Origin of the sequence: Rhodococcus sp. 27YEA15 (assembly GCF_049739425.1) — a bacterium.
Classification (GTDB): domain Bacteria; phylum Actinomycetota; class Actinomycetes; order Mycobacteriales; family Mycobacteriaceae; genus Rhodococcus_F.
The window spans coordinates 2,911,176-2,937,301 of sequence record NZ_JBMHHW010000001.1; the positions used below are offsets into that span (position 1 = coordinate 2,911,176).

General features: G+C 63.2%; 22 protein-coding genes, 1 tRNA gene and 1 riboswitch. Of the genes, 9 read left to right on the plus strand and 14 right to left on the minus strand.

The window, feature by feature from the left end; genetic code table 11:
• The first annotated feature begins 13 nt into the window (after window positions 1-13).
• The 3 genes from moaCB to ABH922_RS13525 all read left to right on the plus strand — a co-directional run bounded on the left by moaCB (window position 14) and on the right by ABH922_RS13525 (window position 3,129).
• Complete coding sequence (gene moaCB / locus ABH922_RS13515) at window positions 14-1,000, plus strand: bifunctional molybdenum cofactor biosynthesis protein MoaC/MoaB (RefSeq protein ID WP_424807397.1); 987 nt, start codon at window positions 14-16, stop codon at window positions 998-1,000.
• Complete coding sequence (locus tag ABH922_RS13520; protein WP_424807398.1) at window positions 993-1,406, plus strand: molybdenum cofactor biosynthesis protein MoaE; 414 nt, start codon at window positions 993-995, stop codon at window positions 1,404-1,406. The genes moaCB and ABH922_RS13520 overlap by 8 nt, the downstream gene beginning before the upstream one ends.
• A gap of 283 nt (window positions 1,407-1,689) precedes the next feature.
• On the plus strand, window positions 1,690-3,129 hold the full coding sequence (locus ABH922_RS13525; RefSeq protein ID WP_424807399.1) for a DEAD/DEAH box helicase: 1,440 nt from the start codon (window positions 1,690-1,692) through the stop codon (window positions 3,127-3,129).
• Window positions 3,130-3,144: 15 nt separating this feature from the next.
• On the opposite strand, the gene bluB is transcribed toward ABH922_RS13525, so the two are convergent.
• From bluB to ABH922_RS13540, 3 genes are all read right to left on the minus strand, one after another.
• On the minus strand, window positions 3,145-3,753 hold the full coding sequence (gene bluB / locus ABH922_RS13530) for a 5,6-dimethylbenzimidazole synthase (protein ID WP_424809671.1): 609 nt from the start codon (window positions 3,751-3,753) through the stop codon (window positions 3,145-3,147).
• A 50-nt stretch (window positions 3,754-3,803) separates the two neighbouring features.
• Window positions 3,804-4,841 carry a CobW family GTP-binding protein gene (locus ABH922_RS13535; protein WP_424807400.1) on the minus strand — a complete coding sequence of 346 codons (1,038 nt, stop codon included), beginning with the start codon at window positions 4,839-4,841 and terminating at the stop codon, window positions 3,804-3,806.
• A gap of 170 nt (window positions 4,842-5,011) precedes the next feature.
• A complete protein-coding gene (locus tag ABH922_RS13540; RefSeq protein ID WP_424807401.1) occupies window positions 5,012-5,626 on the minus strand; it encodes a lipocalin family protein in 615 nt (204 codons plus the stop codon).
• Between the two features lie 221 nt (window positions 5,627-5,847).
• Here ABH922_RS13540 and ABH922_RS13545 point away from each other — a divergent pair, with 221 nt between their 5' ends.
• Together ABH922_RS13545 and ABH922_RS13550 are read left to right on the plus strand one after the other, a co-directional pair.
• On the plus strand, window positions 5,848-8,403 hold the full coding sequence (locus tag ABH922_RS13545; RefSeq protein WP_424807402.1) for an AMP-binding protein: 2,556 nt from the start codon (window positions 5,848-5,850) through the stop codon (window positions 8,401-8,403).
• A 795-nt stretch (window positions 8,404-9,198) separates the two neighbouring features.
• Window positions 9,199-9,495, plus strand: coding sequence for a hypothetical protein (locus tag ABH922_RS13550; RefSeq protein WP_424807403.1), 297 nt, complete (start codon window positions 9,199-9,201; stop codon window positions 9,493-9,495).
• A 727-nt stretch (window positions 9,496-10,222) separates the two neighbouring features.
• Here ABH922_RS13550 and ABH922_RS13555 read toward each other — a convergent pair.
• The 7 genes from ABH922_RS13555 to pgm form a co-directional block, all read right to left on the minus strand.
• Window positions 10,223-11,071: a hypothetical protein gene (locus ABH922_RS13555; protein ID WP_424807404.1), complete on the minus strand. Its 849-nt coding sequence runs from the start codon at window positions 11,069-11,071 to the stop codon at window positions 10,223-10,225.
• 435 nt (window positions 11,072-11,506) lie between these two features.
• Window positions 11,507-11,579, minus strand: a tRNA-Ala gene (locus ABH922_RS13560).
• A 135-nt stretch (window positions 11,580-11,714) separates the two neighbouring features.
• A complete protein-coding gene (locus tag ABH922_RS13565) occupies window positions 11,715-12,077 on the minus strand; it encodes a hypothetical protein (protein ID WP_424807405.1) in 363 nt (120 codons plus the stop codon).
• Between the two features lie 106 nt (window positions 12,078-12,183).
• Complete coding sequence (locus ABH922_RS13570) at window positions 12,184-12,918, minus strand: DsbA family protein (protein ID WP_424807406.1); 735 nt, start codon at window positions 12,916-12,918, stop codon at window positions 12,184-12,186.
• A gap of 57 nt (window positions 12,919-12,975) precedes the next feature.
• Entirely contained in the window at window positions 12,976-13,452 is a 477-nt protein-coding gene (locus ABH922_RS13575) for a MauE/DoxX family redox-associated membrane protein (protein WP_424807407.1), read from the minus strand.
• A gap of 26 nt (window positions 13,453-13,478) precedes the next feature.
• Entirely contained in the window at window positions 13,479-14,714 is a 1,236-nt protein-coding gene (locus ABH922_RS13580; protein ID WP_424807408.1) for an MFS transporter, read from the minus strand.
• A gap of 50 nt (window positions 14,715-14,764) precedes the next feature.
• Entirely contained in the window at window positions 14,765-16,399 is a 1,635-nt protein-coding gene (gene pgm / locus ABH922_RS13585; protein WP_424807409.1) for a phosphoglucomutase (alpha-D-glucose-1,6-bisphosphate-dependent), read from the minus strand.
• A 150-nt stretch (window positions 16,400-16,549) separates the two neighbouring features.
• Window positions 16,550-16,641, plus strand: a riboswitch (Fluoride riboswitch).
• 10 nt (window positions 16,642-16,651) lie between these two features.
• On the opposite strand from pgm, the gene ABH922_RS13590 reads away from it, so the two are divergent.
• Together ABH922_RS13590 and crcB are read left to right on the plus strand one after the other, a co-directional pair.
• A complete protein-coding gene (locus ABH922_RS13590) occupies window positions 16,652-17,125 on the plus strand; it encodes a fluoride efflux transporter FluC (RefSeq protein WP_424807410.1) in 474 nt (157 codons plus the stop codon).
• Window positions 17,122-17,487 (plus strand): fluoride efflux transporter CrcB, encoded by a 366-nt coding sequence (gene crcB, locus ABH922_RS13595; protein ID WP_424807411.1) that lies wholly within the window; start codon window positions 17,122-17,124, stop codon window positions 17,485-17,487. Before ABH922_RS13590 ends, crcB begins: the two co-directional genes overlap by 4 nt.
• Before the next feature lie 457 nt (window positions 17,488-17,944).
• On the opposite strand, the gene ABH922_RS13600 is transcribed toward crcB, so the two are convergent.
• Window positions 17,945-19,891 (minus strand): primary-amine oxidase, encoded by a 1,947-nt coding sequence (locus ABH922_RS13600; RefSeq protein WP_424807412.1) that lies wholly within the window; start codon window positions 19,889-19,891, stop codon window positions 17,945-17,947.
• Window positions 19,888-21,342, minus strand: coding sequence for an APC family permease (locus tag ABH922_RS13605; RefSeq protein ID WP_424807413.1), 1,455 nt, complete (start codon window positions 21,340-21,342; stop codon window positions 19,888-19,890). The genes ABH922_RS13600 and ABH922_RS13605 overlap by 4 nt, the downstream gene beginning before the upstream one ends.
• A 344-nt stretch (window positions 21,343-21,686) precedes the next feature.
• Between ABH922_RS13605 and ABH922_RS13610 the strand changes: the two genes are divergently transcribed.
• The gene (locus ABH922_RS13610; protein WP_424807414.1) at window positions 21,687-23,225 is read left to right on the plus strand and encodes an APC family permease; all 1,539 of its coding nucleotides are present in this window, start codon (window positions 21,687-21,689) and stop codon (window positions 23,223-23,225) included.
• On the plus strand, window positions 23,222-23,980 hold the full coding sequence (locus ABH922_RS13615) for an IclR family transcriptional regulator (RefSeq protein ID WP_424807415.1): 759 nt from the start codon (window positions 23,222-23,224) through the stop codon (window positions 23,978-23,980). The genes ABH922_RS13610 and ABH922_RS13615 overlap by 4 nt, the downstream gene beginning before the upstream one ends.
• A 16-nt stretch (window positions 23,981-23,996) precedes the next feature.
• Here the strand turns inward: ABH922_RS13615 and ABH922_RS13620 are convergent, their stop codons facing one another.
• Complete coding sequence (locus tag ABH922_RS13620) at window positions 23,997-24,812, minus strand: DUF1295 domain-containing protein (protein ID WP_424807416.1); 816 nt, start codon at window positions 24,810-24,812, stop codon at window positions 23,997-23,999.
• Window positions 24,809-26,125 (minus strand): class I SAM-dependent methyltransferase, encoded by a 1,317-nt coding sequence (locus ABH922_RS13625; RefSeq protein ID WP_424807417.1) that lies wholly within the window; start codon window positions 26,123-26,125, stop codon window positions 24,809-24,811. Before ABH922_RS13625 ends, ABH922_RS13620 begins: the two co-directional genes overlap by 4 nt.
• Window position 26,126 lies beyond the last annotated feature (1 nt).

Consider the following 26,126-nt stretch of genomic DNA (forward strand, 5'->3'; position numbering starts at 1 on the left):
ACAAAGGACACGCATGACGGAATTGACACACGTGGACGGCGAGGGCCGTGCGCGAATGGTGGACGTGAGTGCCAAACCGGAAACCACGCGGGTGGCAGTCGCAGCCGGAGAGTTGGTCACCACACCTGAGGTGATCGCACTGGTTCGGTCCGAGTCGATGCCGAAAGCAGACGTGCTGACCACCGCCAGGATCGCCGCGATCGCGGGCGCGAAGAAGACATCGGAACTCATCCCACTCTGCCACCAGTTGTCCCTGTCGTCGGTGAAAGTGGAGTTCGCTTTCACCGACACGTCCATCACAGTCGAGGCCACCGCCAAGACACGCGGACAGACCGGAGTCGAGATGGAGGCACTCACGGCCGTCGCGATCGCCGGACTCACCCTGCACGACATGGTCAAGGCCGTCGATCCCGGCGCAACGATGAACGGTGTCCGACTCCTCACCAAAGATGGTGGCAAGCACGGATATTGGACTCGGGAACGGCCGAACACCGAAGTACCTGCCACCCACGTTTTCGCGACGAATCGATCGGCGACGGTCCTGGTGGCTTCCACCGGCGGCGCGGCGGGAACCCGGCCGGACACCACTGGACCGGCCATCACAGGGTGGCTGGTCGATCGGGGATTCGAGGTGCGTGGCCCGCTCGTCTACGCCGACGCCGATATCGCCGCGGGAATAGCCGATGCGAAATCTGGCGACCCTGCCCTGATCATCAGCACCGGCGGCACCGGAATCTCCCCCACTGACGCCACCCCCGAGGCAACCCGGGCAGTACTGAGCCGTGAACTTCCCGGAATCGCCGATGCCATCCGCGGAAAGGGGCTCGAGAAGACCCCACACGCGTCACTCAGTCGAGGTGTGGCAGGTCTCACAGGTAGCACAGTCATCGTCAATCTACCCGGATCGCCCGGCGGGGTGAAAGACGGTTTGACCGTTCTCGATCCGATCATCGATCACCTGCTCGCCCAGGTGGCAGGCGCAGGAGCACACGATGAGTGATCTCGTCGCACGGATTTCCGAACAACCCATCGATGCCGCCACGGTGGACGCGGCAGTCGCCGGGCCGGCGAACGGCGCAGTAGTGGTCTTCACCGGTGCGGTCCGCAATCACGATGGTGGGCAAGCAGTCTCGGCGCTCGAATACCAGGCGCACCCCGATGCCGAACGGTTCTTGCGGACGTGCTGCGACGAGGTGTCGACAACGACCGGACTGCCCGTGGCAGCGATCCATCGCGTCGGACGTCTCGGGATCGGCGACCTCGCACTGGTGGCCGCGGTGGCGGCACCGCACCGCGCGGAGGCGTTCGCGGCGTGCGCGGAATTGGTCGAGCGAATCAAACACGAGGTACCGATCTGGAAACGTCAACACTTCGCCGACGGCATGTCCGAGTGGGTCGGGTTGTGACCGGAGCACTCGGAGTGCGTAGACTGGGCGGTACTAGATTCCCGTGCATTCGGGTGTCCAGCGTCGAAAGAACGCAACTTCAGTTCGCGCAGCCAGGCTCGTCCGACAACGAGAATCTGCCCGAATCCTGCTGAGTGCATTACGCACCTGCTCTTCTTACGGCGAAGAAGCCCGTCGACCGGCGGTGCCGCCACCTCTGTGCTTGATTGTTCGATGTCGGTATTTCGGTACCTGTGCGTCGGCATCCGGGCACGACCTTGTGCCCGAAAGGCTCTGAACACACTTGTCTGACACTTCTGCACCCACCACCTTCGCCGCCCTCGGCGTTCGCGCGCCGCTCGTCAAGGCGCTCGAGGACGGCGGGATCACGTCGCCGTTCCCGATCCAGGTCGACACCCTCCCCGACACCTTGTCCGGTCGCGACGTACTGGGACGAGGCAAGACCGGCAGCGGCAAGACTCTCGCGTTCTCCATCCCGATGGTTTCGCGTCTTGCCGGTGAACTCTCCGGCGGTAAGCGTCGACCTGGTCGCCCGCTCGGCCTGGTGCTTGCCCCCACTCGCGAGCTGGCGACGCAGATCACCGCCACCCTCGAACCCCTCGCAGCTACCTACGATCTGCGCGTCACCACCATCTTCGGTGGCGTTTCCCAGCATCGTCAGGTTCAGGCACTCAAGGCCGGCGTGGACATCGTCGTCGCCTGCCCGGGTCGCCTCGAAGACCTGATGAAGCAGAAGTTCGTCAGCCTCGACGCCGTCGAGATCACCGTCCTCGACGAGGCGGACCACATGGCGGACCTCGGCTTCCTGCCGGTCGTCACCCGGATCCTTTCCGCGACTCCGACCGACGGGCAACGCCTGCTGTTCTCGGCGACCCTGGACAACGGCGTCGACAAGCTCGTCAAGCGTTTCCTGAAGAACGAAGTCATGCACTCCGTCGACGAGGCCAACTCCCCCGTCGCCGCCATGACGCACCACGTCTACGACGTCGACGGTGTCGCCACGAAGAAGGCTCTCGTCGAAAAGCTCGCCTCGGGCACCGGTCGCCGAATCCTGTTCATGCGCACCAAACATCAGGCCCGTAAGTTGGCTCGCCAGCTCACCGAGTCCGGCATTCCGTCCGTTGATCTGCACGGCAACCTCTCGCAGGCGGCACGCGACCGCAACCTGGCCGCGTTCTCCGCCGGCGACGCGCGCGTCCTCGTCGCAACCGACGTCGCAGCTCGCGGCGTTCACGTCGACGACGTCGAACTGGTCGTGCACGTCGATCCGCCCGCCGAGCACAAGGCGTACCTGCACCGCAGTGGTCGCACCGCGCGCGCAGGCAGCGCCGGTGACGTCGTGACCGTCGTGCTGCCCGAGCAGCGCAAGGATCTTGCCATTCTCATGCGCAAGGCCGCGATCAAAGTGACTCCGGTGCGCTCGACCGCAGATTCCGAGCACGTGATCGCCCTCGTGGGAGACATCGCTCCGCACGTGACCCCCGCGCCGAAAGCTCCGCCGCAACAGCAGGGCGGCGGACGCGGCGCGCGTCCGGCCGGTCAGGGTGCACGCACCGGCGGCGGCGCTCGCTCGGGTCAGGCCAGGTCCGGCCAGTCTCGTAGCGGCGGCGGTCGCTCGGCCGGCGCTCCGCGCCAGGACGGGGCGGGCACTCGCCGCCCCCGCGCCGGCAGCGGTAGTGGCACCCGCAGTGCCGGTTCGACCAGTGGACGCGCACCGCGCTGAGCAGGTGTCACCAACTCAATAGGTTTCGTAGCGGACAGCGTCGGCCAATGGCCGGCGCTGTCGCCATCCGAACCGCTCCAGGTCGGGAACCTGACGAAATTCGGTGACTTTACCCAGACAGAGCCATGCGATCGGACGAACCGGAGCGGGGATACCCACCAGCTCGGCGAGGTAGTTCTCGTCGTAGAACGACACCCACCCGATGCCGACTTCCTCGGCTACCGCCGCGAGCCATAGATTTTCGATCGCCAGCACCGCCGAGAAGACACCGGTGTCGTCGACGGTATGTCGGCCGAGGATGTTCGGACCGCCGCGTGACGGATCGTAGGTAACGACGATGCCGGTACCGCTTTCGACAATTCCGTCGATCTTGATCGGTTCGAAAGTGTCACGCCGCGAGCCGGGAAGCGACCGTGCAAAGTTCAGACGAGCGGCGGCGACGTGATCTGCGAATGTCGCCAACGTCGTCGGATTCCGGACGACCACGAAGTCCCACGGCTGGGTGTTACCGACGCTGGGCGCCTGATGGGCAGCGCCGAGAACACGCATCAGCGCCTCGTCCGGAACCGGTTCACCGGTGAACTCAGCTCGCACGTCACGACGACGCCGGATCGCTTGGTACACCGACAATGTCGGCTCGTGGGTTTCGGTGTCAGGGTCTGGATCGCTCACGGTCACACCGTATAGCGATGCAATCCCAGCATGTCGTCCGGGCGTGGCTCGGCACCGTCGTCGCGAATACAGCCGCGTAGCGCGCTCGTCACGTCGGCGGAGTCCATTCCGCTTCCGATCACCACCAGTTGCGTCAGGCGTGACTCACGGGCGTTCCACCGCAGCGACCTGATCCGCACATGGTCACCCACCGTGTTGATCTCGAATTTCCCTTCGTACCCGGGAATGTCGAAATGTGCGAAACCTTTGACGCGGTAGACGCCTGCAGGCTGGTTCTCCAGAAAATACGTCATCGCTCTGGCATCGAGCGGCGTGCCGGAGACGAAATCGACTGATTGGTATTGATGATGCAGGTGATCGCGACACGCGTCGTCATGCTCGAATCGGTCCTCGCGGAGCAGTGCATCCAGGCTCAGTTGCTCTCCCGGCGCTGCGGTGGTTGCCGCGTCCGCGTCGAAGAGCAGTCCGGGATCGATCCTCGATTGGGTCGTCTCCACCAGCGGCGCTCTCGGATTCAGCCCGCGAATGGATTTCGCGAGCTCGACGCGGCCGTCCGCCGCAATCGTATCGACCTTGTTGACCACCACGAGATCCGCGAGTCGGACGTGTTGGTCGAGTTCCGGGTGACGGACACGCACCGTGCAGAACTGGGCTCCGTCTACAACCACCACCAGTCCGCCGTACACGACCGACGGGTTCTCACTTCCGAGTACGAGTCGAATCATGTTGCGCGGCTCGGCAAGTCCACTGGCTTCGATCACGATCAGGTCGACATTCGATGTTCGATGCGCCAATTTGTCCAGCATCTCGTCCATGTCGGACACATCGACGGCGCAGCACAGGCATCCGTTACTGAGTGTGAGCATGGAATCGACCTGACCGGCAACCATCATCGAATCGATGTTGACCGAACCGAAATCGTTGACGATGACCCCGATGCGAACGCCGTTGTTGTTGCGCAGTAGATGATTGAGCAGCGTCGTCTTTCCAGAGCCCAGGAATCCCGCGACAACGATCACGGGTATCTGCTTCTTCGCCACCACTGCACCCTTCCGAGACCGCGAGCATCGACGGACAATCCTAGTCGACCCACGAACTCGCCCGTGCCTGCCACCGGATGCATCGACCGTCTCGGTCACAGAGCGCATCGACCGTCTCGGTCACAGAGCGCATCGACCATCTCGGTCACAGAGCGCATCGACCATCTCGGTCACAGAGTGCAGAGTGGCCGTATGTCGGTGGTGCCCGCCGTAGTGGGTGAAGTGAGTACGGTGCATGCGTTGTAGCCGTGTTCTTCGACTACCTCTCTGATGTGGGACCACTGGTCGGCGGCCACGATCGGGGATCTGGACAGGACGAAGCCGGACAGTCGCAGCGGATCACCCACCAGAGCCCACGAGTAGTCGTCGGCGATGTAGGTGACGATGTAGTTCGGCGGCCCGTCGAGCGATTCCTGAGTGGGTACGCCGGGGAAGCTGACGTGTAGTTGCGCCCGGGTCAGCGGATCGGTAACTCGGGCATTACCGACTATTTTGTTATTTTGACCGCTCCAGGTCGTGCATGTATTCACGACACTGATGTTCGACGAATCGACGATTCGGTAACTCGCGCGAGTGTCCACTGCACACGCCAGACTGAACGGCTGCGGAATGGCCGCCACCTGATACCAGTCCCCGACGTACGTATTGACGTCGAGTTTCTCGACCGGTCTCAGCGGCTCCCATATCGGCCGGGCCTGTGCCGATGCAGGAGCAAAAGCAAAGGTGGAGGCCATGAACATTCCCAATATCGCTGAGACTGTCGCGCCGCGTCCTGACACCGACATTGCTACTCCCGTCGCCGTGGTGACCCCTCGAACGGAGGTCGTGACTCCAGGTATTCGTTGCCGAACCGCGCACCGATGGGCCAGGCCACGATCATTCTTCGAGAAAATAGACATTTCATACCATTTGCGATTAAAACTACTTTTGGTTTGTTATAGACCAGAATGGCAGACTAACTGTACGATTGCTATACGGTAACTGGCCGCCGGAGGGAGCTTCGAACATGGATGTCGTCGATCTGGGTCTCGAACGAAGTCGTTATGCCGTGATCGACGAAACCATCGAATCGCGATGGACACGCGTCACGTCCATGCAACACGACGCCTTGGCGGTCGTCACACCACACGATCGAATCACGTTCACCGAACTCGAAGAACGAGCCGACGCACTCGCACGCAGACTCCACACACGCACGTCCCGCAACTGTCGCCCGATCGCAGTGAACCTGGACTCCAGCACAGAATCCGTCGTTCGCATACTTGCCACCCTCATCTCGGGACACCCGCTGATCATGCTCGATCCCGCCGTGCCCGAAGCGCGCCGCCGTCACATACTCGCCGTATCGGACGCTGTGACTCTGCAGTCCGTCACCGAGGAGTCCTCGGCCCCAGGTGCCCGACTCCACGCCGTGACGGAGACCGCGAGTTCGGACCCGGCAATGATCGCCTTCACCTCCGGCACAAGCGGAACACCCAAAGGTGTGACCCTGAGTCACGCCATGTGTCTGAACAAGGCCGACGAACTCGCCGCGGCCATCGACCTGACCTCGGAGGACCGTATCGGCAACTTGCTGCCGTTGAGCTTCGGCGCGGGTATCACCGCCCTGATCGCCGGTCTGATGAACGGTGTAACCGTCTACTGCTGGGATCCGCGAACCGACGGCACCTCCGAGTTGGATCAGTGGCTCGTCGACAACGCGGTGACAACAGCGCACTGCGCGCCGTCGTTCCTTCGTTCGTGGGCCGCCGCCAGATCGACGTCACCATCGGACCGAAATGCCACCCTGCGCGTCGTGGTGACGTACGGTGAGGCCGTCCGCGGCACCGACTACGACCGTCATCGGAGCCGCGGCTACGTCGATGCCACCTACGTGAACTGGATGGCAACCACCGAAACCGGGGTCGTCGCGTACAACAGTTTCCTTCCTCATTCCGTGTTCCCGGCCGGACCGATACCCGCCGGACGTGCCAGGGACGGCAAGGAAGTCAGAATCGTCGACGCTGACGGCGCGGTACTTCCCGACGGTGAAACCGGCGAAATCGAAGTGATCTCACGAGATCTCGCCGACGGATACTACAAGGACCCGATCAGAACCGCACAGAAGTTCACCAGCACACCGGACGGAATCCGCCGGTACCGGACCGGCGACCGCGGGCGGATCGACGACAACGGGCAGCTCGAGCTCTGCGGTCGCATCGACGATGCCGTCAAGATTCGCGGATACCTCGTGGAGCCGAGCGATGTGGAGTCGAGACTTCGGGACATCCCGGAGATCGTCGACTGCACCGTGCTGGCCCACACCGTCTGCGGGGAGACCGTCCTGAGTGCATACGCGGTATGCGACCCCGTCGGAACCACATTGTCGTCGAAAGAGATACGAGAACGACTCGTCGTGGAACTTCCGGGATGGATGGTGCCCCGGCATATCGTCGTGCTTCCCGAGTTGCCGCGGAACGAGCGCGGCAAGGTCGATCGGTCCGCCCTCTCCGTTCCCGAGAAATCGACCACCCATCAGGTCTTGTACACGATCACCGAATTTCGCGTCGCGTCGATCTGGCGACGGATTCTCGATGTCGAGACCGTCGACCGGGACGAGAGCTTCTTCGAGCTCGGCGGTGATTCACTCGGTGCCGTGGAGATGCTCGCCGACCTCGAGGCCGACGTCTTCGTCAGGGTACCCATGGCCGGATTCACCTCCGCTTCGACGATTCGGGACCTGGCAGCGACCGTGGACGATCTACTCGCCGGAAGGAAACGCAGTCAGAGGCACACATCCGTTCTCGTACCCCTACGAACCGAGGGCACCGATACCCCGCTTTTCGTGGTCACGGGCGCGGGCTCGCCTGCCGGGAGTCTCGCCCCGCTCGTCGATGCACTGATGCCGGACCGGCCCGTATACGCCCTGCAAGCCCACGGTCTCGAATCGCGCGGACTTCCGGATCGAACTGTATCGGCGATGGCCAAGCGCTATGTACGCGAGATCCTGAAAGTCCACCCGGAAGGCCCGTACGTCGTAGCAGGGTATGCGCACGGCGGATTCGTGGCGTTGGAAATCGCCCGGATCCTCGAACAGCGCGGCAACGAAGTCGAACGAGTTGTCGTCATCGACACTCGCCTGAGCTCGCGGATGACTCCTGAAGCGCTACACAATGATTCGGACTCGCCTCCACAGCAGTCGACGACGGAGCGCAGGCCCCGTGCCGGCCGGATAACCGTGATCGGTCTGCAATTGCGGTACTACCTGGCAGGCCTGATGCAATTCGAGCCCTCGTTGCAGTGGTTCCTGTTTCACCACCGCGGCATCGCATCGCTCCGCACGTACGTTCCGCGCCCGTACAGCGGAGCGGTGACGGTGATTCGCAGTTCGGAGAATGACCAGCACACTCACGCCTGGTCGAGAATAGCCACCGGCAGCATCGAATTCGTCGATGTGCAAGGATCGCACCAGGATCTACTGCTCCGACCGTATGTCACGGCCACCGGGCGAGAAGTCGATCTGGCACTGAGCACTCTACCCACCAGCGACACACAGCAGCACACTCGCGCCGCCTCGTCCTGAGCCAGAACTGCAAATCGGTTCCAGCGTAACCAAACTGGGCGCTGATAGCAGCCCCCGACGCAACCCGCCGGGGGCTGTCCGCCGAAGTTACCCGTCTAGCTCAGCGCGAAGAGTGCCTGGGCGAACGGAACGAATGCCTTGACGGCGGCGACCAGCAAGTCCAGCGCGGGAAGGCCGAGCTCGGTGCTGATAGTGCTGATTGAACCCATCACTTACCCTCCGGATTGTTCTACGAATGCAGACCAACGTTTGGCCGCGATGGTGAATCTAGCAGCGCTGTAGATGAATCGGTGAGCTACGTCCGTCCCTACCCGATGACGCTCCACTCCCGCATCCGGCCGCCGTAGCCGAGCTGCTGCGTCGGCGCCGGGATCGAAACTCTCTGCGAACCACGCGTCGACCCGACCGTTGCCGGAGGCTTCGCTGTAGACGGTGCCATCCGCACACGGACACGATTTCTCGGTCGGCGGTGCTCGGGTGTCGATCCTCAGCAACACAGCTACATGAACGCTGCCGAAGTAGCCGAGCTGCGCAAAATCGACGAACTTCGAGGCTCCGCAACATCACCTCCGGCCGACTACTGCACTACCCACCCTTGAAATCGCCTTAACAACCGTCCGGTTCGTCTGGTTCAATGCATGCATGGCCGCATTGCACCGGGTAGTTCTCGCGGGCTGTGCGGTGTTCTGCACTCTCGTGACGGCAATCGGAGCACCTCTTGCGATCGTGGGTGACACCACGACCGCGCGTGCGGCTACCTGCTTGACGAGTTGTCGGAATAGAAAAGGTTGAACCATGCCACTGATCCTCGGACTCGTTGCCCTGTTCTTCGTGATCGTCGCCGTGAAGGCGGTGTTCCTGTTCATCGCCGGGAACTGGGTTGCCGTCCTCCTGTGGGCGCTCGGATTACTCGCGCTGGCGTTCGTATGGACGTGGATCAAGGAGTTCGCGCGTTCGAACCGAGAGGGCCGGAAACTGTTCCAGCAGCAGCAGGCAGAGCTTCGCGCGCGGGCGGTGAATCAGAACACCGCGTACATGGAGGGACATGATCGCGGACTGTACGGTGAGTTCCCGCCCGCCAAGTTGGATTGACACGGCAACAATGGCGCCGAACCTGTCGAAAATTCGGTCCCGTCGACGTGCCGGGTGATGCGCGCGCGACCAGGTGCCGCGCCCGCGCACAGTCTGGGCCGGCGGGCTGCAATGACGGTGAAATCTTGGACTGAGATGTCGTGCAACGTCTGGGCTCGTCCGCGAAATGGTGTGGAACTGCGCGGATCGGCTCCAAGCCACGCTCAGCGCCCCCTCTCCATCGTCGAAGAGTTCATCCAACAGCTCACCGTTCGTGTGGCGTAGCTGACCGACCGCCGAGGGAGCACCGTCACGCGGGAACTCAGCGCCGACTGTTCTCCTTACACGGGACTTCCTCCAGATCGACATTTCGGCCCAACCCAGGATTGGCGATAGTCAGAAAGGGGGTGGCAATGTGAGGGCTCGGGTGGCGAATCTTGGCGAGATGGCGCCGGTTCTGATGTAGGGGCAGCAGTATTTCGGTGGCTTCGTCGGGGCAGCACCTCGTCGGTACAGCCGGGGATAACGCTGGTTCCGTTGTCGAAGGCGATCCCGTGGTCGGTTTCGCCGCCACGTGGCCCGCCGCAGCCGACCGCGTAGCTGAATACGTCCGGAGTCGTCGACGATGCCGACTTCGACAGCGAGACCTTCAGCCGATCCGGCTCATTGGCAGTAGGTACGTCCCATCGAGGCCCCCTCGGCGGCGGTGAGATCGTCCTGCCACGTGGGGCGTGGCGGTAGCGGTGAGTCACGGTGTCCAGCGAGGGGCACGCTCATCGATCGTCGAGCGTGAAGATTCTTTCCACCGTGCACGCAGAGCGGGAAGCTTGCACATCTCACGAAAGGCCTCTTCTTTCAAGACTTGACGGCTTTCCGGGTGCAGGTGCAACTGCTGTAGGACGGCGAAGAGCAGGTTCGGCTCCATCGGAAGCAGATGCAACGCAACTCGATAGTTTCCGCATTTGAATGCCCAGGACGGGCCGTATACGTCGGCCTCCTTGGCGAGACGCAGGTCAATCACCGCAGCCGCGAGCGGGGCAAAGCCGTATCCGTAGGCAATCGAATCCGGGATCATTTCCTCGATCTGTTCCCAATGCGCACGCACTCCGGATCGGCGATGCCAGAACGGTGCATCCCGTGTCTCCTCGATCTCAACTCCATCAGGTGTCAGATGTACAGTCACCGCGGCCTGAGTCAACGCGACGAACAACAAGACCAACAGGGCAATAATTGCCCCGATGCCGGACAGTGTGGCCCCTAACCAACCCGCTCCGCCTGCCGGGATCAGCGACGACCAGCCCAGGAACCACGACAAGAGCGACAGTGCGGCGCACACGAACAGCCCCGACATCATCACCGACAACCCGATGTTGCTCAGCCTGGGGCTGACGATGGTGACAGCCGGAGTGCTCTCGAAATGAACATGACGCACCGCGGATCGTGAACGAAAGCGAAAACCCGCGCGGTCGAACAAACCTGCTGAGCAGCCCACCAGCACCAACGACAGTCCGAGGTAGCTCACTGTTACTGCTATGCCAGAATTCGAACGCATCGAGGTCAGTGCCAGCAAGCTGATCGGCACTGCGGTCAGAAGCATGAAACAGTGCGGCAGCCAAGGCGAACCAGGAGAGCTTCTGCGGCCACTGCGGTTTCCACTGCACCGGATTTGATCCCCCCTGCTGCGCAGATCGCTCGGCTTCCATTATGACCGCAATCCCTCCGTCACTGGAAATGCTCTCACTCCACCTGCGACTACTCCGACCAGTGGGCCATTTCACTTGGAACTCAGCCACTGTGACTGATGGGGCGATTCAGTCCAGAAGTCCAGGGAAACCGTTTACGGGTCCAGACTTCGAGCGAGCGCGGCAGCGGCAGATCCGGTCACCACCTTGCAGGCCGTGGTGCAGTCCTCGGATACAGCCGTCGAAAATCCACCTGTGGGCGGGAAGTAGGCAAAATCCACACATATGCATAGTGCTGAATGAAAAAGCCTCCCACCTGCATTGATTAGCAAGTGAGAGACTTTTTTGGGTGGAGCTAAGGGGACTCGAACCCCTGACCCCCACACTGCCAGTGTGGTGCGCTACCAGCTGCGCCATAGCCCCGTATTCAGTTGAACCTCGCAGGCGGCGGTTCTGCTTTCCGCTTGCTTGAAGAAAATTACACCACTACCTCTCCAGGGAACAAATCGCCTGTTCAGACGGCACGCACCGACCACCCGACCCGTGGTCCCCAGCCTGTCATCGGTCTGGGCGGCCAGAGGCGAGACGGTTGATCCATCGACGTGTTCGCCGATCTTCGACGAGCGCCACAGCAAGGATCAGTGACACCCCCACCACGGCGGCTCGCACGAGATCACCGACGAGCGCTTCCGAGATCGCGACGACAACGCCGAATGCAAGATAGGTCACCGCCGCGAACACAGCCGGCTCCTGACGACGGTTCACCACGCGCCAGGTCGTGACGACGACTCCGATCACCAGGCACGACATCAACAGAAGGAACACGCCCCCGTGCTCGTCCGAGACAGCCGCAGCTTTACTGCCGACCATCGTCATGCTCGCGGCGGCCAGTATCGCGGTGACGACGAGATTGAAGGTCATTGCACCTTGATATCAGCAGGTCGAGCGCGGCGAAGATGCCCGGGTGGACGAACGGCGCCGGGTAAGGCAAAGCCCCTACCCGGCGCCGTTGGCCGCTACCCGACTGTCAGGGCGTGAACTGCGAAACCCAGTTGCTGTTGGAGGTACTCACGATCTTGCCGTCGGCGACAACGGTCGGCGTCCCGTTGGATCCCGCCGCGGTGAGAGCGGCACTGGCTGTTGCAGCGTTGGTGGCCGCGGCCTCCACGCCGGACCCGGAGGAGATGCACGACGCCGCGTCGGCAGAGGCTCCCGCATCCCGGGCGATCTGCGCCAATTCGTCATTGGTGTGATCGCTCTTGCCGTTCTCCTCCGGCTGAGTGCCGGTGGCGAAGAGCGTGGTGTGGAACGCGGAGTACGCGAGGGCGTCGCCGCTCTCGGCGACACACGTCAATGCCGCGCCGGCCCGCGTCGAGTAGTCACCACTGCTGGACAACTGGTTGAGGAAGTCGAGCATGTGGTAGCGCACCGCGATGTGGCCGTCGTCGATTGCCGCGGCCACCGCCTGCCCGCTCAGATGCTCGAGGGCCGCGCACGCCGGGCAGAGCGGATCTTCGAACAGATCGATGGTGGTCTTGGCATCAGGCAGTCCGAGCAGCACTACGCCGCCGTCCTGGACCGTGACATCCACCGCCGAGTTCTGCACGGAACCGTAGCCGTCGTTCTGCGGCGTGTTCTTGCTGTTGGTCCATAGAACTCCGCCGATGACCAGGGCCGCGATCACGAGAACAGCAAGACCACCGATGATGTAGGTGGACTTACTGGACACGGGTTCCGGGTTGTACTTGTTCTTGGTGCTCACGCTGATTGCAGTCCTTCGTGCGTCGAGACGGTGTGGATCAAGCGCTTACCTTGCCATTCAAGACTGAGTTTCCACTGAGAAGTTCGCCCGCGAGCCCCGACCGAGCGCGACTGGTGATCGAGGAAAGACCACCAACCACACTGCCAGTGCAATGAAGCCGAGATCACGCAGGATCTCCTGTAGGTAGTCCCACCCGTCGACGTCCGCAGCGCCGCCACCGCCGAAACATCCGCAGTCGATGGACAACCCACGCGCCCACGCCGAGATGATGGTGGCGACCAGCGCTGCCAGAACCAACACGGACGCGCCCGCGCAGGCTCGAACGGCAAGGCCAACGAGAATCAACAAGCCGAGAACGATCTCGATCAGCGGCAACGCCGTCGCTACCGGCCCTACCAGCGATTCGGGTAACAACTGGTACCCGCGGACGGCGATCTTGGTCTGCACGGGATCGACGAATTTGATGACGCCGGAGATCAACCAGACCGCTGCAAGCCCCAGTCGGGCGAGCAGACTCACGATGCGAACGAACACCAGATCGAGAGTACAGATTGCCTGGTTCAGTCCTGGTTCGCGTGCGGGCGCGTCGATTCCGTCTCCACGACCGAATCTTCCGCCACCGGTGCGTCCGACGACACCAGGAACCAGCCGATCGACGACAGCGCGACAACGGCTCCCATGATTGCGAACGCCGCCGAGTACGACAGGTGATCGACCAGCAGACCAGCACAGACCGGCAGGACCACGCCGCCCACATCAGACATCATCTGGAAGACAGCGAGTACCGGGCCACCACGTGCCGATGATCCGACGACGTCCGCGATCGCGGCCTGTTGCGCCGGACTCATCAGGCCGGACCCGACACCGGTGACCGCCGAAATGACGAAGAACACGACGAGGCTGTCGGTCAATCCCATCACCATGGTGCCCCCGCCACACAGCAGCAGTCCGGCCACGACAAACGGTTTCCGCCCGAATCTGTCGGACAACCGGCCGGACGCAACGAGCACGAGTGCGTTACCGATCGCGAACACCGTCAGCGCGTAGGCCGCGACCGACGCGTCACGTTGCAGGAATTCGACGACGAACAGCGGGACCATCGCCACCCGAACGCCGAAGATGACGCCACCGAACGCCAGGTTGGACCCGAGTGCTGCCCGGAACACGGGCGATCGTAGGCCTTCCCGCAGTGTCATCGACTTGGTCGACGACGACGTGTCCGGTGCTGCCAACTGCGACCCGCGCAGGCTCACGAACACCACGAGCGCAGCGACGACCAACGACGCCGCGTAGATCAGGAACGGAACCCGAAGGCCGAACCTGAGCAGGAGACCACCGACGAGCGGTCCACCGATCGATCCCATGAGGAAACTCGTCGCGTACAGCCCGGACACGCGTCCTCGTCCGTCGGCGGGCGAGATCCTGATGATCAGACCGAGGGCGGAGACGGTGAACATCGTCGAACCGATGCCACCGAGTGAGCGCAAGACCAACAGTTGCCAATAGTCCTGGGCGAACGCGCACGCACCGGTCGAGAGCGCCACGATCAGCAAGCCCGCGATGTACACGGGTTGCTCGCCCAGCTTTTGCACGAGAGATCCGCTCATCGGAGCAAACACCAGGCGCATGAATGCGAAGGACGAGATCACGATGGTCGCGGCCGTGACCGAGACGTCGAAGCTGAGTGCGAACTGCGGGAGCGCCGGGGCCACCAACCCGAAGCCGAGAGCGATGACGAAACTGGCTGCGACCAGTACCCAGATTTCGCGTGGCAACTTTGTTGAACGTGTATTCATCTCGCCGAGATCGTATCCGGGGCGGGTGTGCACCCGCCCCGGCGGCCTGGTCAGCTTCGGCTCAGCACACCGGACACGAGATCCTTGGCAGCCGCCTGCACCTCGGCGAGGTGATCGGCACCCTTCATCGATTCGGCGTAGATCTTGTACACGTCCTCGGTCCCGGAAGGCCGCGCCGCGAACCAGGCGTTCTCGGTGGTGACCTTCAATCCGCCGATCGCGGCGCCATTGCCCGGAGCACTCGTCAACGTGGCGGTGATGGGTTCACCGGCCAGCTCGGTCGCACTCACCTGATCGGCGGACAGCTTCGCCAACACGGCCTTTTCCGCTCGCGTCGCCGGTGCGTCGATACGCGCATAGGCCGGACTACCGAACTTCTCGGTCAACGCCGTGTAGTGGGCGGAAGGCGACTTACCGGTGACCGCCATGATCTCCGACGCCAGCAGCGCCAAGATGATGCCGTCCTTGTCCGTCGTCCATACCGAACCGTCGTGGCGGAGGAACGATGCGCCTGCGCTCTCCTCGCCGCCGAAGCCCACCGACCCGTCGAGGAGTCCGGGCACAAACCATTTGAAGCCGACCGGAACCTCGAGGAGATCACGACCCAGACCGGCGACGACGCGATCGATCATGGACGAACTGACGAGCGTCTTGCCCACCTTGGTCTCTGCTGCCCACGACCGGCCAGAGAAGAGATACTCGATCGCCACCGCGAGATAGTGGTTCGGATTCATCAGTCCGCCGTCCGGGGTGACGATGCCGTGCCGGTCCGAGTCGGCGTCGTTGCCGGTCGCGATGTCGTAGCGGTCTCGAACTCGAATCAGCGACGCCATCGCATCGGGCGAGGAACAGTCCATCCGGATCTTGCCGTCGGTATCGAGCGTCATGAATCGCCACGTCGGATCGACCAGTGGGTTGACCACCTCGAGGTCGAGACGATGGGTTTCGGCGATTGCGCCCCAGTAGTCGACGGCGGCACCGCCGAGTGGGTCGGCGCCGATCCGGATTCCCGCGTCACGGATCACGTCGAGGTTGAGCACCGACGGCAGATCGTCGACGTAGTAGCGAAGGAAATCGTAGCGCTCGACTCGATCGAGCGCCTGCGTCGACGTTACCCGGCGAACCCCCGAAAGACCCTTGCGCAGTAGATCATTGGCCCGCTCGGCGATCACCGACGTCGCATCGGTGTCGGCTGGTCCGCCGTGCGGTGGGTTGTACTTGAATCCGCCGTCGCGGGGCGGATTGTGCGACGGGGTCACCACGATGCCGTCCGCCCGCGCCTCGGGAGCGGTCGAGTTGTAGCGCAGGATGGCATGACTGACTGCCGGCGTCGGAGTGTAGGCGTCGCGGGAGTCCACGAGAACCACCACGTCGTTGGCAACCAGCACCTCGAGGGCGGTCAGCCAGGCGGGTTCGGAGAGTGCGTGGGTGTCACGACCGATGAACAGCGGTCCGTCGACCCCCTGTGATGCGCGGTATTCGACGATCGCCTGCGTCGTGGCCAGGATGTGCGCCTCGTTGAATGCCGAATCGAGACTGGATCCGCGATGTCCTGACGTGCCGAACAGCACCTGCTGCATCGGGTCCTCCGGGTCCGGCGTGCGCGTGTAGTACGCAGACACCAGATGCGGGACGTCGATCAAATCCTGCGGCTGAGCTGGTTGTCCCGCTCGTTCGTGCGCCACTCGTTCCCCCTAGGGCCGGCGATCGACTTCGATGTCGACTCGTCTGACGCCCATTCTGTACCCCAGCGGCCCGCCGCGCACGCCCTGGTGCCACCTGCCACCCGCTGATCGAGCCGCACGGACAATACCTGGCGGCGCAGGCTATATTCGACAGCGACAGGCGATGGATCTCCGCCTAGGCACACCCCTCGGAGGGTGGCCTGAACCGCCCCGCTCGCGAGGCTGATGGCTCCTTCCCTACCTGGAAGGAGTATGTCTGTGAACCGCCATGATGATCTCGATTCTGCTGTCGCCGAACCTCGCCCGCTACATCTGCGCCCGCAGGCGATCGCCGCCGTCGCCGTCGGCGGACTCGTCGGCGCACCGCTGCGGTACCTCCTCGGCGTGGCTTTCCCGACCAACGCCGATTCGATCCCGTGGACGACGTTCTCGATCAACCTCGCCGGAGCCCTCCTGCTGGGGGTACTGCTCGAGGCGTTGAGTCGACTCGGACCGGACGACGGTTGGCGTCGATGCACCCGATTGGGCGTCGGAACCGGGGTGCTCGGATCATTCACCACCTACAGCACCCTCGCCGTCGACGTCGACCTACTGATCCGCAGCCACCATCTCGGCAGCGCCGCACTGTATGCCGTGGCCACGGTGGTGGTGGGCTTGATCGCGACCACCGCCGGGATCGCCCTGGGGTCGCAGATCCGAGCCCGAAGCCCGGAGGTAGCCCCGTGATCACACTGTGGGTTGCCCTGGCCGGGAGCGCCGGGGCGGTAACCAGATTCGTTCTCGACGGTCTGATCCGCTCCCGGCGCGCCACCGAATTCCCCTGGGCCACCGTGATCATCAACGTGACCGGCTCACTGTTCCTCGGACTGGTGGTGGGGGCGGTCCTCTTTCACGGCGCTCCTCACGACCTGCAGGTGATCGCGGGCATCGGATTCTGCGGCGGCTACACCACTTTCAGTACTGCCAGTTTTGAGACCGTTCGTCTGGTTCAGCGTCGACGCTATCGGCTCGCACTGGGTAACGCCATCGGAACCTTGGCACTGACCATGACGGCGGGCGCCGCCGGTCTCCTACTCGCCGGCCTCTGAGCCCAGTCGAGTTCCGTGGGCACCGATCTCGTCCGGGCGAACACCACTGTCGTCGTCAACACCACTTCGATCGCGGCGACGATCACGATTGCAGTATCGATCCACGAACCGGACGTCGCCGACGCCGGTGCCAGGACCGGTGCCCCGTGCACATGCTGTGATGATCCTCCGCCGCCCGACATACTCAGATGCGTTCCGATCATGAGTGTCGTCATGATCGCTGCCGCTCCCCACATCTGCACCCCCGCACCACGCCAGAGATGCCGGGCACACCCGAGGCAACCGATCGCCATCACACCGACGACCACGGCCGCGAGGCTCGAGTGCGCAGTATGTCGGGGGAAGGTCAGCAGATGCGCCGCCGCCGATACCACCGCGAGAACCGCGGCCGTTCGGGACAGGAGCACATCTGACCGCGGCCGAACGCCACCGACGCTGCCAGTCATCGCGGTTCAGCTCACTCGCAGCAGTGCTTCGACGCACTGGGAGGCACGCCCAGCGCCGGGTTGCGGTCGAAGAAGCCGACCGGCTTGAGCGTGAACCCGGTGTAATCGACCGGCATGATCGGCCAGTCCTCCGGACGCGGGAAGTGCGTCAAGCCGAACGTGTGCCACAGCACGACGTCCGCACCATCCAGATTGCGATCGGCGGCCGTGAACGCGGGAAGCCCGGCTCCACCTGCATGCTGGTTCACGAAATCGCCTGCCGGGTAACGCTCGTCCTTGTCGTACTGCGTCACCCACAGATGCTTCGAAGCGAACGTCGCCCGCTTGTTGATCGAGGAATCCTCGTGCGCGAGCAGCGACGGCAGATTCTCCGGGTGCAGCGCGTAGCCGACGTCCTGACCGAGGCGGTTCTTGACCTCGGGGTTCACCACGTGCCAGACGCGTCCGACAGACCCGTCGGCGTCCCGCTTGGCCTCGAGCTCACTGGTCAACCGTGTCACCGACCGCCCGAATGCATTGCCCCACGGATTCTTCTCGCTGATCGGCAATCTCTCCGCCGAAACCTCCTCGACGGCATTCGTCGTACCGTCCACCGTCATGTCGAGTCGAGCCGAGAACAGATGCTGGTGGAACGGGGCGCCGAGACCGGGAGCTATCTCGGTGGCGAACTCGTAGTCGCCGCCCGGGTAGGCCGAGGTGAACACGCACCCGGTGGCCTTGGCTTCGAGTTCGATGGTGCCGTCGAGGTACAGATACCAGTAGAAGCCGTAGTCGTAGTTGCCGATCGTGGTGAAGAACGAGATCACCAGACGGCGCTGCCGACGAGTTTCGTTCATCCCGTTGAACATGTCGGTGTGCTTGTAGAGGATGCCGTAATCCTCCTCGTGCAGGCAGATCGCGTTACGCATCGTGCGCGGGGTACACGTCTCGTCCGCGATGACGGCGTCGAAGTAGTGGATCTCGCCGAGGCAGTCGCAGCCCAACTCCAGCGAGTTGGTGTACCGCCCGTACATGTACTCACCGGTGTCGAAGTAGTTCTGCCAGTATCGAACCGGCGATGGATCGGCATACGGTACCACCATCTCCGAGATGGACGCGCGGTAGATGATCGGGCGTTCGCGGTCACCGTCGCGGAAGGACAACTGGTGCAGGGTCAAACCCTCACGGACGTCGAATCCGACCCGGAATTTCCAGTTCTCCCACGTCACGACGTCGTCGTCGACGGTGAAACTGGCGCCATCGGGTTGGGTGATCTCGATGGGTCGCAAGGTGGTGCTCTGCGGTGTGGCATGGGGTGCGGTGTCGATGCGGCCCGTCTCGGCGGGCACGGGAATGTGCTGAGTGTCGATCACCTTGGTGACCGCCTTGGCGGTGAGATCGACGTATGTGACCATCCCGTCGATGGGGTGTGCCCACGGCAGCGCCGATTCGCCGGGCTGGTAGAACGTCAACACCCGGACCAGACGCACACCTACCTCGTCCTGGGCACCGAACACACCGGCGGACAACGGAACAGCTCGTACCAGCGCCGGGTCGAGACCTCGATCCTTGATCGCGGAGACCCACCGGTCGTCGGCATTCAAGATGTCCTCGATGATCTCGAACTCGATGTCGAGGATCGGCACCTGACCGTCGGTGGCGTTGTCGAGGACCCGGGACCGCAACACCGCACCTTCGGTGACCGAGACCAGGTAGTCGGTGCCGACTCCGGTGGCCATGTCCAAGGCCATCAACCGGATTCGTCGTTCGATGTGGTCACCTGCCTCGAACTGCAACACCTCGTTCTTGTGCGGCTCGTCGAGACCTACGTAGACGAATCGGGTGGTAGCCGTCGTGAGGCCTGCCGAATCGAGAATCGTTCGTGCACCGGTGATTTCGTCCGGGGTGAGCCGTGAGAGCGGATGGGACACCGATCCGGTCTCTGCGACGGACGGGACGGACTGCTCGGTGATACTCATTTCTTCTCCTCCTGAGTGGTGACTTCGACAACAGTCGCGGGTGGCCGAACCACGGCAAGCGCGACTCCGACTAGAAAGGTGGCTACGAGGACAACGGTGATGACGGCGGCGAGGGTGCTCGAACCGCCGACCAGAAGGGGCAGATTGGCTGCCGTCATGTAGAGCATGACGGCCAGGCCCACCAGCCCGGCGGCCGGCGCGATCACCGTGTTCCACAGCCGGTCGTCCACACGCGATCGCCGGAAGAACACCAGCACTGCAACCGAAGTCATCAGCATCAAGGCGACGATTCCGACGGTCGACACTCCGGCGAACCACGCGAAGACTTCGGTGACCGGATCGAGACCGGCAAGCGCCGAGACGCCGATCAGCAGCCCTGCCGTGGCGACCTGGACGACGGAGGCGACGTGCGGCGACGAATGCTTGGGGTGCGAACGGCCGCACTGCTTGGGCAGCACCGCGGTGTTGCCGAGCGAGAAGATGTATCGGGAGAGCACGTTGTGGAACGAGAGCAGTGCGGCAAACAGGCTGGTGATCAGCAGGACCTGCACGAGATCACCGGTGAAGGCTCCGACATACCGAGCCGCCGTGTCCACCACCATTCCCTCGGGGTTGTCGGTCGCTGCGGTGATGGCTCCCTCGTCACCCCACGCGCTGACCACCGACCAACTCGAAATCGTGTAGAAGCCGCCGATCAGCACCAGCGACAGATACGTGGCACGGGGAATGGTGCGAGCCGGGTCGCGAGCCTCGTCCCGGAAGATGGCCGTGGCCTCGAAACCGATATACCCGGCCAGCGCGAAGATCATGGCGATTCCCGGCGCACCCGACAAGAATTCGCCGGGTGATAACATCGCCGTCGACATGCCGGCGTCACCGCCCTGAACCATGACGGCGACGTCGACCACGATGACGATGCCGACTTCGCAGACGAGCAGGATGCCCAGCACTTTTCCGGAGAGTTCGATATGGCGGTATCCGAGCACCCCCACAACGGCGAGCGCTCCGACCGACCACACCCACCACGGGACCGACGGACCGCCGTGTGAGACCACGAAATCGTTGACTGCCGCACCGATGTATCCGAACACCGCACCCTGGACTGCGGTGTAGGACAGCAAGGCGAGGAATGCGGTTCCGAGTCCGACCGGACGCCCTAGACCACGCTCGACATAGGTGTAGAACGCACCGGCTCCGGGTACATGTCGGGCCATCGAGGTGAATCCGACCGCGAAGAGTAGGAGGATCGCCGTACAGACGACGTAGGTGGCGGGAAAAGCCGCCCCGTTTCCGGCCGCAATTCCCAGGGGGACGGTTCCGCTGATCACGGTGAGCGGGGCCGCTGCGGCCACCACCATGAACACGATCGATCCGACTCCCAGTGAGCCGGTGAGCTTTCCGCCGGTAGTGGCTACGTTCGGCGGAACCGGCGGTGAATCCTGTACTGCCATTCTCACTCCTGTCGGGTACCACCGTCGTCACCGCTGACGCGATGCGGTGTCGAGTGGCGACCACTCTTTCGATGAATCGAATAAAAGGAATTATTCGGAGAAGTATTTGTTTTCCTGGCGAGTAAAAGAAACGCTAGCAGTGAAATCTCGCCTCGTCAGCATAAATGTCGAATGAGAATATCGATCAATATTTTTATCAGATGAATCGAAGCATATTGCCAGTTCAGGCCGATTTTCAACAATTTCGAGACACCGAGTAACAGATAAAAAATACATCAGCCTTGTTCAAATGATAATTTCGCTCGGTCGGGATTCTCATTTGAGAACTAAACAAACTTCACGCAATGCATTCAGTTCCGCAACGTCGCTGCGCTACGGTGATCCGGGATCTCGAGTCGGACAGAAACGGACTTCACGTGAACAAGGCGGACAAGTCGATCGGCACCCGATCACCGGTGTCGGGACTGCGTAGACGCACCCTCGGATTCGCTCAGGTGCTCGCCCAGTCCGTGTCCGCCGTCGCTCCGTCCGCAGTCATGGTCACCTTGCCGGTGCTGGTGATACCCAATGCCGGACGCCTGACCATCGCCGTCTTCGCGGCCGCCGCCACCCTCATGGCGGTGGTCGGGTACTGCGCCGCGACATTCGCAACCCGCATGGTCGCGGTGAGCGGGCTCTACAGTTACACAGCCAAAGGACTCGGCCCGATTCCCGGATTTCTCGCCGGCTGGTCGCTGATCATCGGGCTCGGCACCGCCGCGATGGCAAGTGTCCTCGGCGGCGCCATCTACGTCGGCGCGCTCCTCGGTCAGGCGGGAATCGCGTCAGGAAGTGTTCTCGTCGCAGCGCTGGCGCTTCTGGTCGGAGCACTGGCGATGATCACCCTCGTTCGCGGCCTGAGCTTGTCCGCGAAAATCGCACTCGCCGTCGAAGCCTTCTCCATAGTCGCCGCGGCCGCAGTGCTGATGATTCTCCACCTTCGCAATTCCCCTACCGCCGAATCCATCGCAGAACCTGACGTCACCGGCGGATCCATCGGCTTCGCTCTACTACTGTCCATCACAGCCTTCGTCGGCTTCGAAAGTGCCGGAACTGTTGCCTCCGAGGCTCGACATCCGTACTCGTCGGTCCCCCGTGCCATCGTCTGGACGCCGTGGGCGCTGGGCGTGCTCTACATCTTCGCAGCCGCAATGCAGTTCAACAGCAACAACATCCGGGTCGGATCCGACACACCCGACGCTATCCCCTTGACAGATCTCACTCGGCAGAACGGATCGGGTGCCCTGAGCTTCGTGCTGGACATCGGAATAGCCGGTTCGTGGTTCGCGTGCATCCTCGGCTCGACGACGGCATTGGCGCGGGTACTTTTCGCGATGGGACGCGAGGGGGTACTGCCCTCGATGTTCGGCAAAGCGCACCGCAGACACGGAACTCCGTACGCGGCATTGTGCGTGAGCATGCCCGTCATCGTGATCACGCCGGCGGTGCTCATCGCCGTCACCGACTCGGCGCGAACCGTGTTCCTCGACCTGCTGACGGTCTCGGCGCACGGATACGTCCTCGCCTACATACTGGTCTGCGTGGCCACACCGGTGTTTCTGCGCAGAATCGGGGAACTCACCGCCGGGCCACTGATCGCCGGGATTCTGGGCGCCGGATCACTTCTCGCCGTCATCGTGTGGAACGCCTCCGCGCAGACGATCACCACCGACTACCTGACCGCCCTTTATCTTTCCCTGATGCTGGCCGGGGTGCTGGTTCTGGCGGCTCGACGACTGCGCACACCGCAGGTTCTGCAACACATCGGACTCTACGACGAACCGGTCGCAGCCGATCTGCTGGCACCGGATCTGTCGATCTCCAGGCCGGGGGAAGCTCGATGACCTTCGACGCAAGCGCCAACCTGACCGGACGCCAGCCGAAAGCGGTGCAGAGCGCACTTCGTGTCCTCGAGGAAGTTGCGCGCGCCGGTTCCGGTGTGACCGCGAAGGAAGTCGCTCGCAGCCTCGCCCTCCCCCAGGCCACCACATATCGACTCATCAATCTGCTGGTCGGCGAAGGCTATCTGGTCCGGCTCCCCAACCTGTCCGGGTTCGCCTTGGGACGCAAGATCGGGATATTCGTCGACGCTGCCAGCGCGCCCGTCGTCTGCGGCGCGGCCAGGGACGTTCTCGAAGAACTTCGGATGCAGGTGCGGTTCGGCGTGCACCTCGCGTACTTCAGCGGCACCGGGTCACTGCGCTTCGTCGACGCCGACCCTGATTTCCCGCCCGGCGACGAACATCTGGTCAACCAGTGCATGCACGGCAGCGCCTTGGGGAAGCTGCTTCTCGCCGAAGAGTCCGACCTACAAGGCATACTCCCCGATCGCGGTCTGCATCGTGCCACCCGATTCACCATCTCGAACCTCACCGAACTGCTCGCCCAACTCGACCAGGTTCAGGCCCAGGGCTTCGCGAAGCAAGTGGAGGAACTTCGGGAAGACTGTGCCTGCCTGGCCGTGCCCATCAGAGACCGCCGCGGCCGACTGACCGCGGGACTGTCCGTCTCGACCGCCAAGGAGAAGGAGCATCTTCTCGACCGTCAGGTGGATCTGCTGCGAACCTTCGCCGACCGGCTGGGCCCACTTCTGTCCTGACCGCTGTGCGCCTTGGTCAACCGCCGGGGGTTGACAAAGGCGCACGGCGGGGTGGTCGGGGGATGAAATAACTGGTGCGCTGTTGATACTCCCGATAGCCGGGGCGCTCGGACATGTGGCGTTCCAACAACCGTGCACCGGTGGCGAAGACGAGGAAGTACGTCATCGCGATCGGGGACAGGACAGTCAGCACACCGGGCCACACGGACGCCGAGATCAGGAAGATCCCCCACCACACGCAGGCGTCACCGAAATAGTTCGGGTGACGCGTCCATGCCCACAGGCCGCCGTCCATGATCTGTCCGCGACTGCCCGGATCGGATTTGAATGCCTCCATCTGGCGGTCTCCGACGGCTTCGAAGGTGAGACCGACCAACCACAGCACTGTTCCGAGCGCCACCAACACCCCGAAGGTTCCGCTGGACACCGCCGCCACCTGAATCGGCAACGAGACGAACCACAACGAAATACCTTGGGTCAGATAGATCTTGCGGACCGCGTACAGAGTTCGATTGCCGGTGGCCTTGCCCAGCAGTTCCTCGTAGCGCGGGTCCTCTCCCTTGCCGCGTGAGCGAATCGCCATGTGTGTTGCCAGTCGCAGCCCCCACACGGCGACCAGTACCAGCAGCAGCAACCGACGCCACAGGTCACCGGATCCGACCACGGCCGATACCAGCGCGATCAACACGAAGCCGGCGCCCCACGACACGTCGACGACGTTGTGCCGCTTGATCCGAACACCGATCGTAGCCGTCACGGCCATGCCGACGGCGATCGCGAGAAGGCTGGTGAGACTCACCACGGCGAATGCGCCCCAGTCGAATCCGCTCATCGCGCCGACACCCACTGCGGCCGGACCGGCTCCATGCCCGAATGCCCACCACGGTAGGGGCGGACCGACAGAATCTGGTCGACGCCCATCCGGCCGTCTCGAAACGCCATGCCGCCGCCGACGAGGTAGAGGCGCCACACCCGGGCAACCTCTTCGCCCACCAGTTCCACGACGCGCTCGACATTCGATTCGAACGTGTCGATCCACGCGTCCACGGTTCGCACGTAGTGCTCACGCAGCGCGTGGACGTCACGGACTTCGAGGCCGCCCTCCTCGATCAAGGCAACGGTGCGGCCGACGGGGCGCATGTGCATGTCCGGTGCGATGAACGACTCGATGAACGGACCCCCGCCGGGATGTGCGCCGGTCCGTGACATCTGCTGAACGAGAACGCGACCGCCCTCGATCACGTTGTCGTGCAGAGCTTTCACGTAAGTCGGGTAGTTCCCCTCACCGACGTGCTCGCCCATCTCGATCGAGGCGACCGCATCGAACGGGCCGTCCGGGATCTCGCGGTAGTCCTGCAAGCGGATTTCCACCCGATCGTCGAGCCCCAGAGCGCGAACCTTCGTCTCGACGAACGCCTTCTGCTGAGCCGAGATGGTGACGCCGACGACGCGCGCACCGTATTCGCGGGCGGCGTGCAGACTCAGTGACCCCCACCCGCACCCGACATCGAGGAAACGCAGACCGACCTCGCGGTCGAGACCGATCTTTCGGCACACCAGATCCAGTTTGTCGCGCTGCGAATCCGCGAGCGTGTAGTCCGCGGCCTCGGACGTCCAGTAGCCCGACGAATACGCCATGTTCTCGTCGAGGATCAGCTGGTAGAAGTCGTTGGACAGGTCGTAGTGGTGACCGATCGCGGCGCGGTCCCGCGCCAGTGAGTGCAACCGTCCCTTGACGTGGGCCTGAGACGGCGGCGGCGCGAGCGGCGCACCCAGCGCGCCGAGGGCCCGCGCAGCCTTCACCGCGGCCAGTACGACGGACGGCGTGGGCCGCACCGATCCCAGACCGCGCTCCTCCGCAACCGACCACACGTGCGTGAGCGCCGCGCCGAGATCACCGTCGACGTCGAGTTCACCCAGTACGTACGCCTGAGCTGCGCCCAGTTCACCTGGACTCCACAACAATCGGCGCAACACGTTCGAGCTGTTCAATATCACCTTCGGCGCGTCGAGAGGTCCGGCCTGGCTTCCGTCCCAGGCGGTCAGATGCACCGGGAGCTCACCGCCGACGAGGGGTGCGATGAGTTCGGCGAGTCGATCCGCTACCCCGGCACCGCGCGCGGTTCGATCCATCGTGTCGGTCATC

Excerpts from the sequence above, each read along its gene's own strand:
- ABH922_RS13545 (WP_424807402.1), top strand. The coding sequence starts at position 5,848 with ATGGATGTCGTCGATCTGGGTCTCGAACGAAGTCGTTATGCCGTGATC.
- ABH922_RS13605 (WP_424807413.1), bottom strand. The coding sequence starts at position 21,342 with ATGGCAGTACAGGATTCACCGCCGGTTCCGCCGAACGTAGCCACTACC.
- ABH922_RS13600 (WP_424807412.1), bottom strand. The coding sequence starts at position 19,891 with ATGAGTATCACCGAGCAGTCCGTCCCGTCCGTCGCAGAGACCGGATCG.
- ABH922_RS13625 (WP_424807417.1), bottom strand. The coding sequence starts at position 26,125 with ATGACCGACACGATGGATCGAACCGCGCGCGGTGCCGGGGTAGCGGAT.
- ABH922_RS13565 (WP_424807405.1), bottom strand. The coding sequence starts at position 12,077 with ATGACCTTCAATCTCGTCGTCACCGCGATACTGGCCGCCGCGAGCATG.
- ABH922_RS13610 (WP_424807414.1), top strand. The coding sequence starts at position 21,687 with ATGCATTCAGTTCCGCAACGTCGCTGCGCTACGGTGATCCGGGATCTC.
- ABH922_RS13550 (WP_424807403.1), top strand. The coding sequence starts at position 9,199 with ATGCCACTGATCCTCGGACTCGTTGCCCTGTTCTTCGTGATCGTCGCC.
- ABH922_RS13615 (WP_424807415.1), top strand. The coding sequence starts at position 23,222 with ATGACCTTCGACGCAAGCGCCAACCTGACCGGACGCCAGCCGAAAGCG.
- ABH922_RS13620 (WP_424807416.1), bottom strand. The coding sequence starts at position 24,812 with ATGAGCGGATTCGACTGGGGCGCATTCGCCGTGGTGAGTCTCACCAGC.
- ABH922_RS13590 (WP_424807410.1), top strand. The coding sequence starts at position 16,652 with ATGTCTGTGAACCGCCATGATGATCTCGATTCTGCTGTCGCCGAACCT.
- moaCB (WP_424807397.1), top strand. The coding sequence starts at position 14 with ATGACGGAATTGACACACGTGGACGGCGAGGGCCGTGCGCGAATGGTG.
- ABH922_RS13580 (WP_424807408.1), bottom strand. The coding sequence starts at position 14,714 with ATGAATACACGTTCAACAAAGTTGCCACGCGAAATCTGGGTACTGGTC.
- ABH922_RS13520 (WP_424807398.1), top strand. The coding sequence starts at position 993 with ATGAGTGATCTCGTCGCACGGATTTCCGAACAACCCATCGATGCCGCC.
- ABH922_RS13555 (WP_424807404.1), bottom strand. The coding sequence starts at position 11,071 with ATGCTTCTGACCGCAGTGCCGATCAGCTTGCTGGCACTGACCTCGATG.
- ABH922_RS13540 (WP_424807401.1), bottom strand. The coding sequence starts at position 5,626 with ATGTCGGTGTCAGGACGCGGCGCGACAGTCTCAGCGATATTGGGAATG.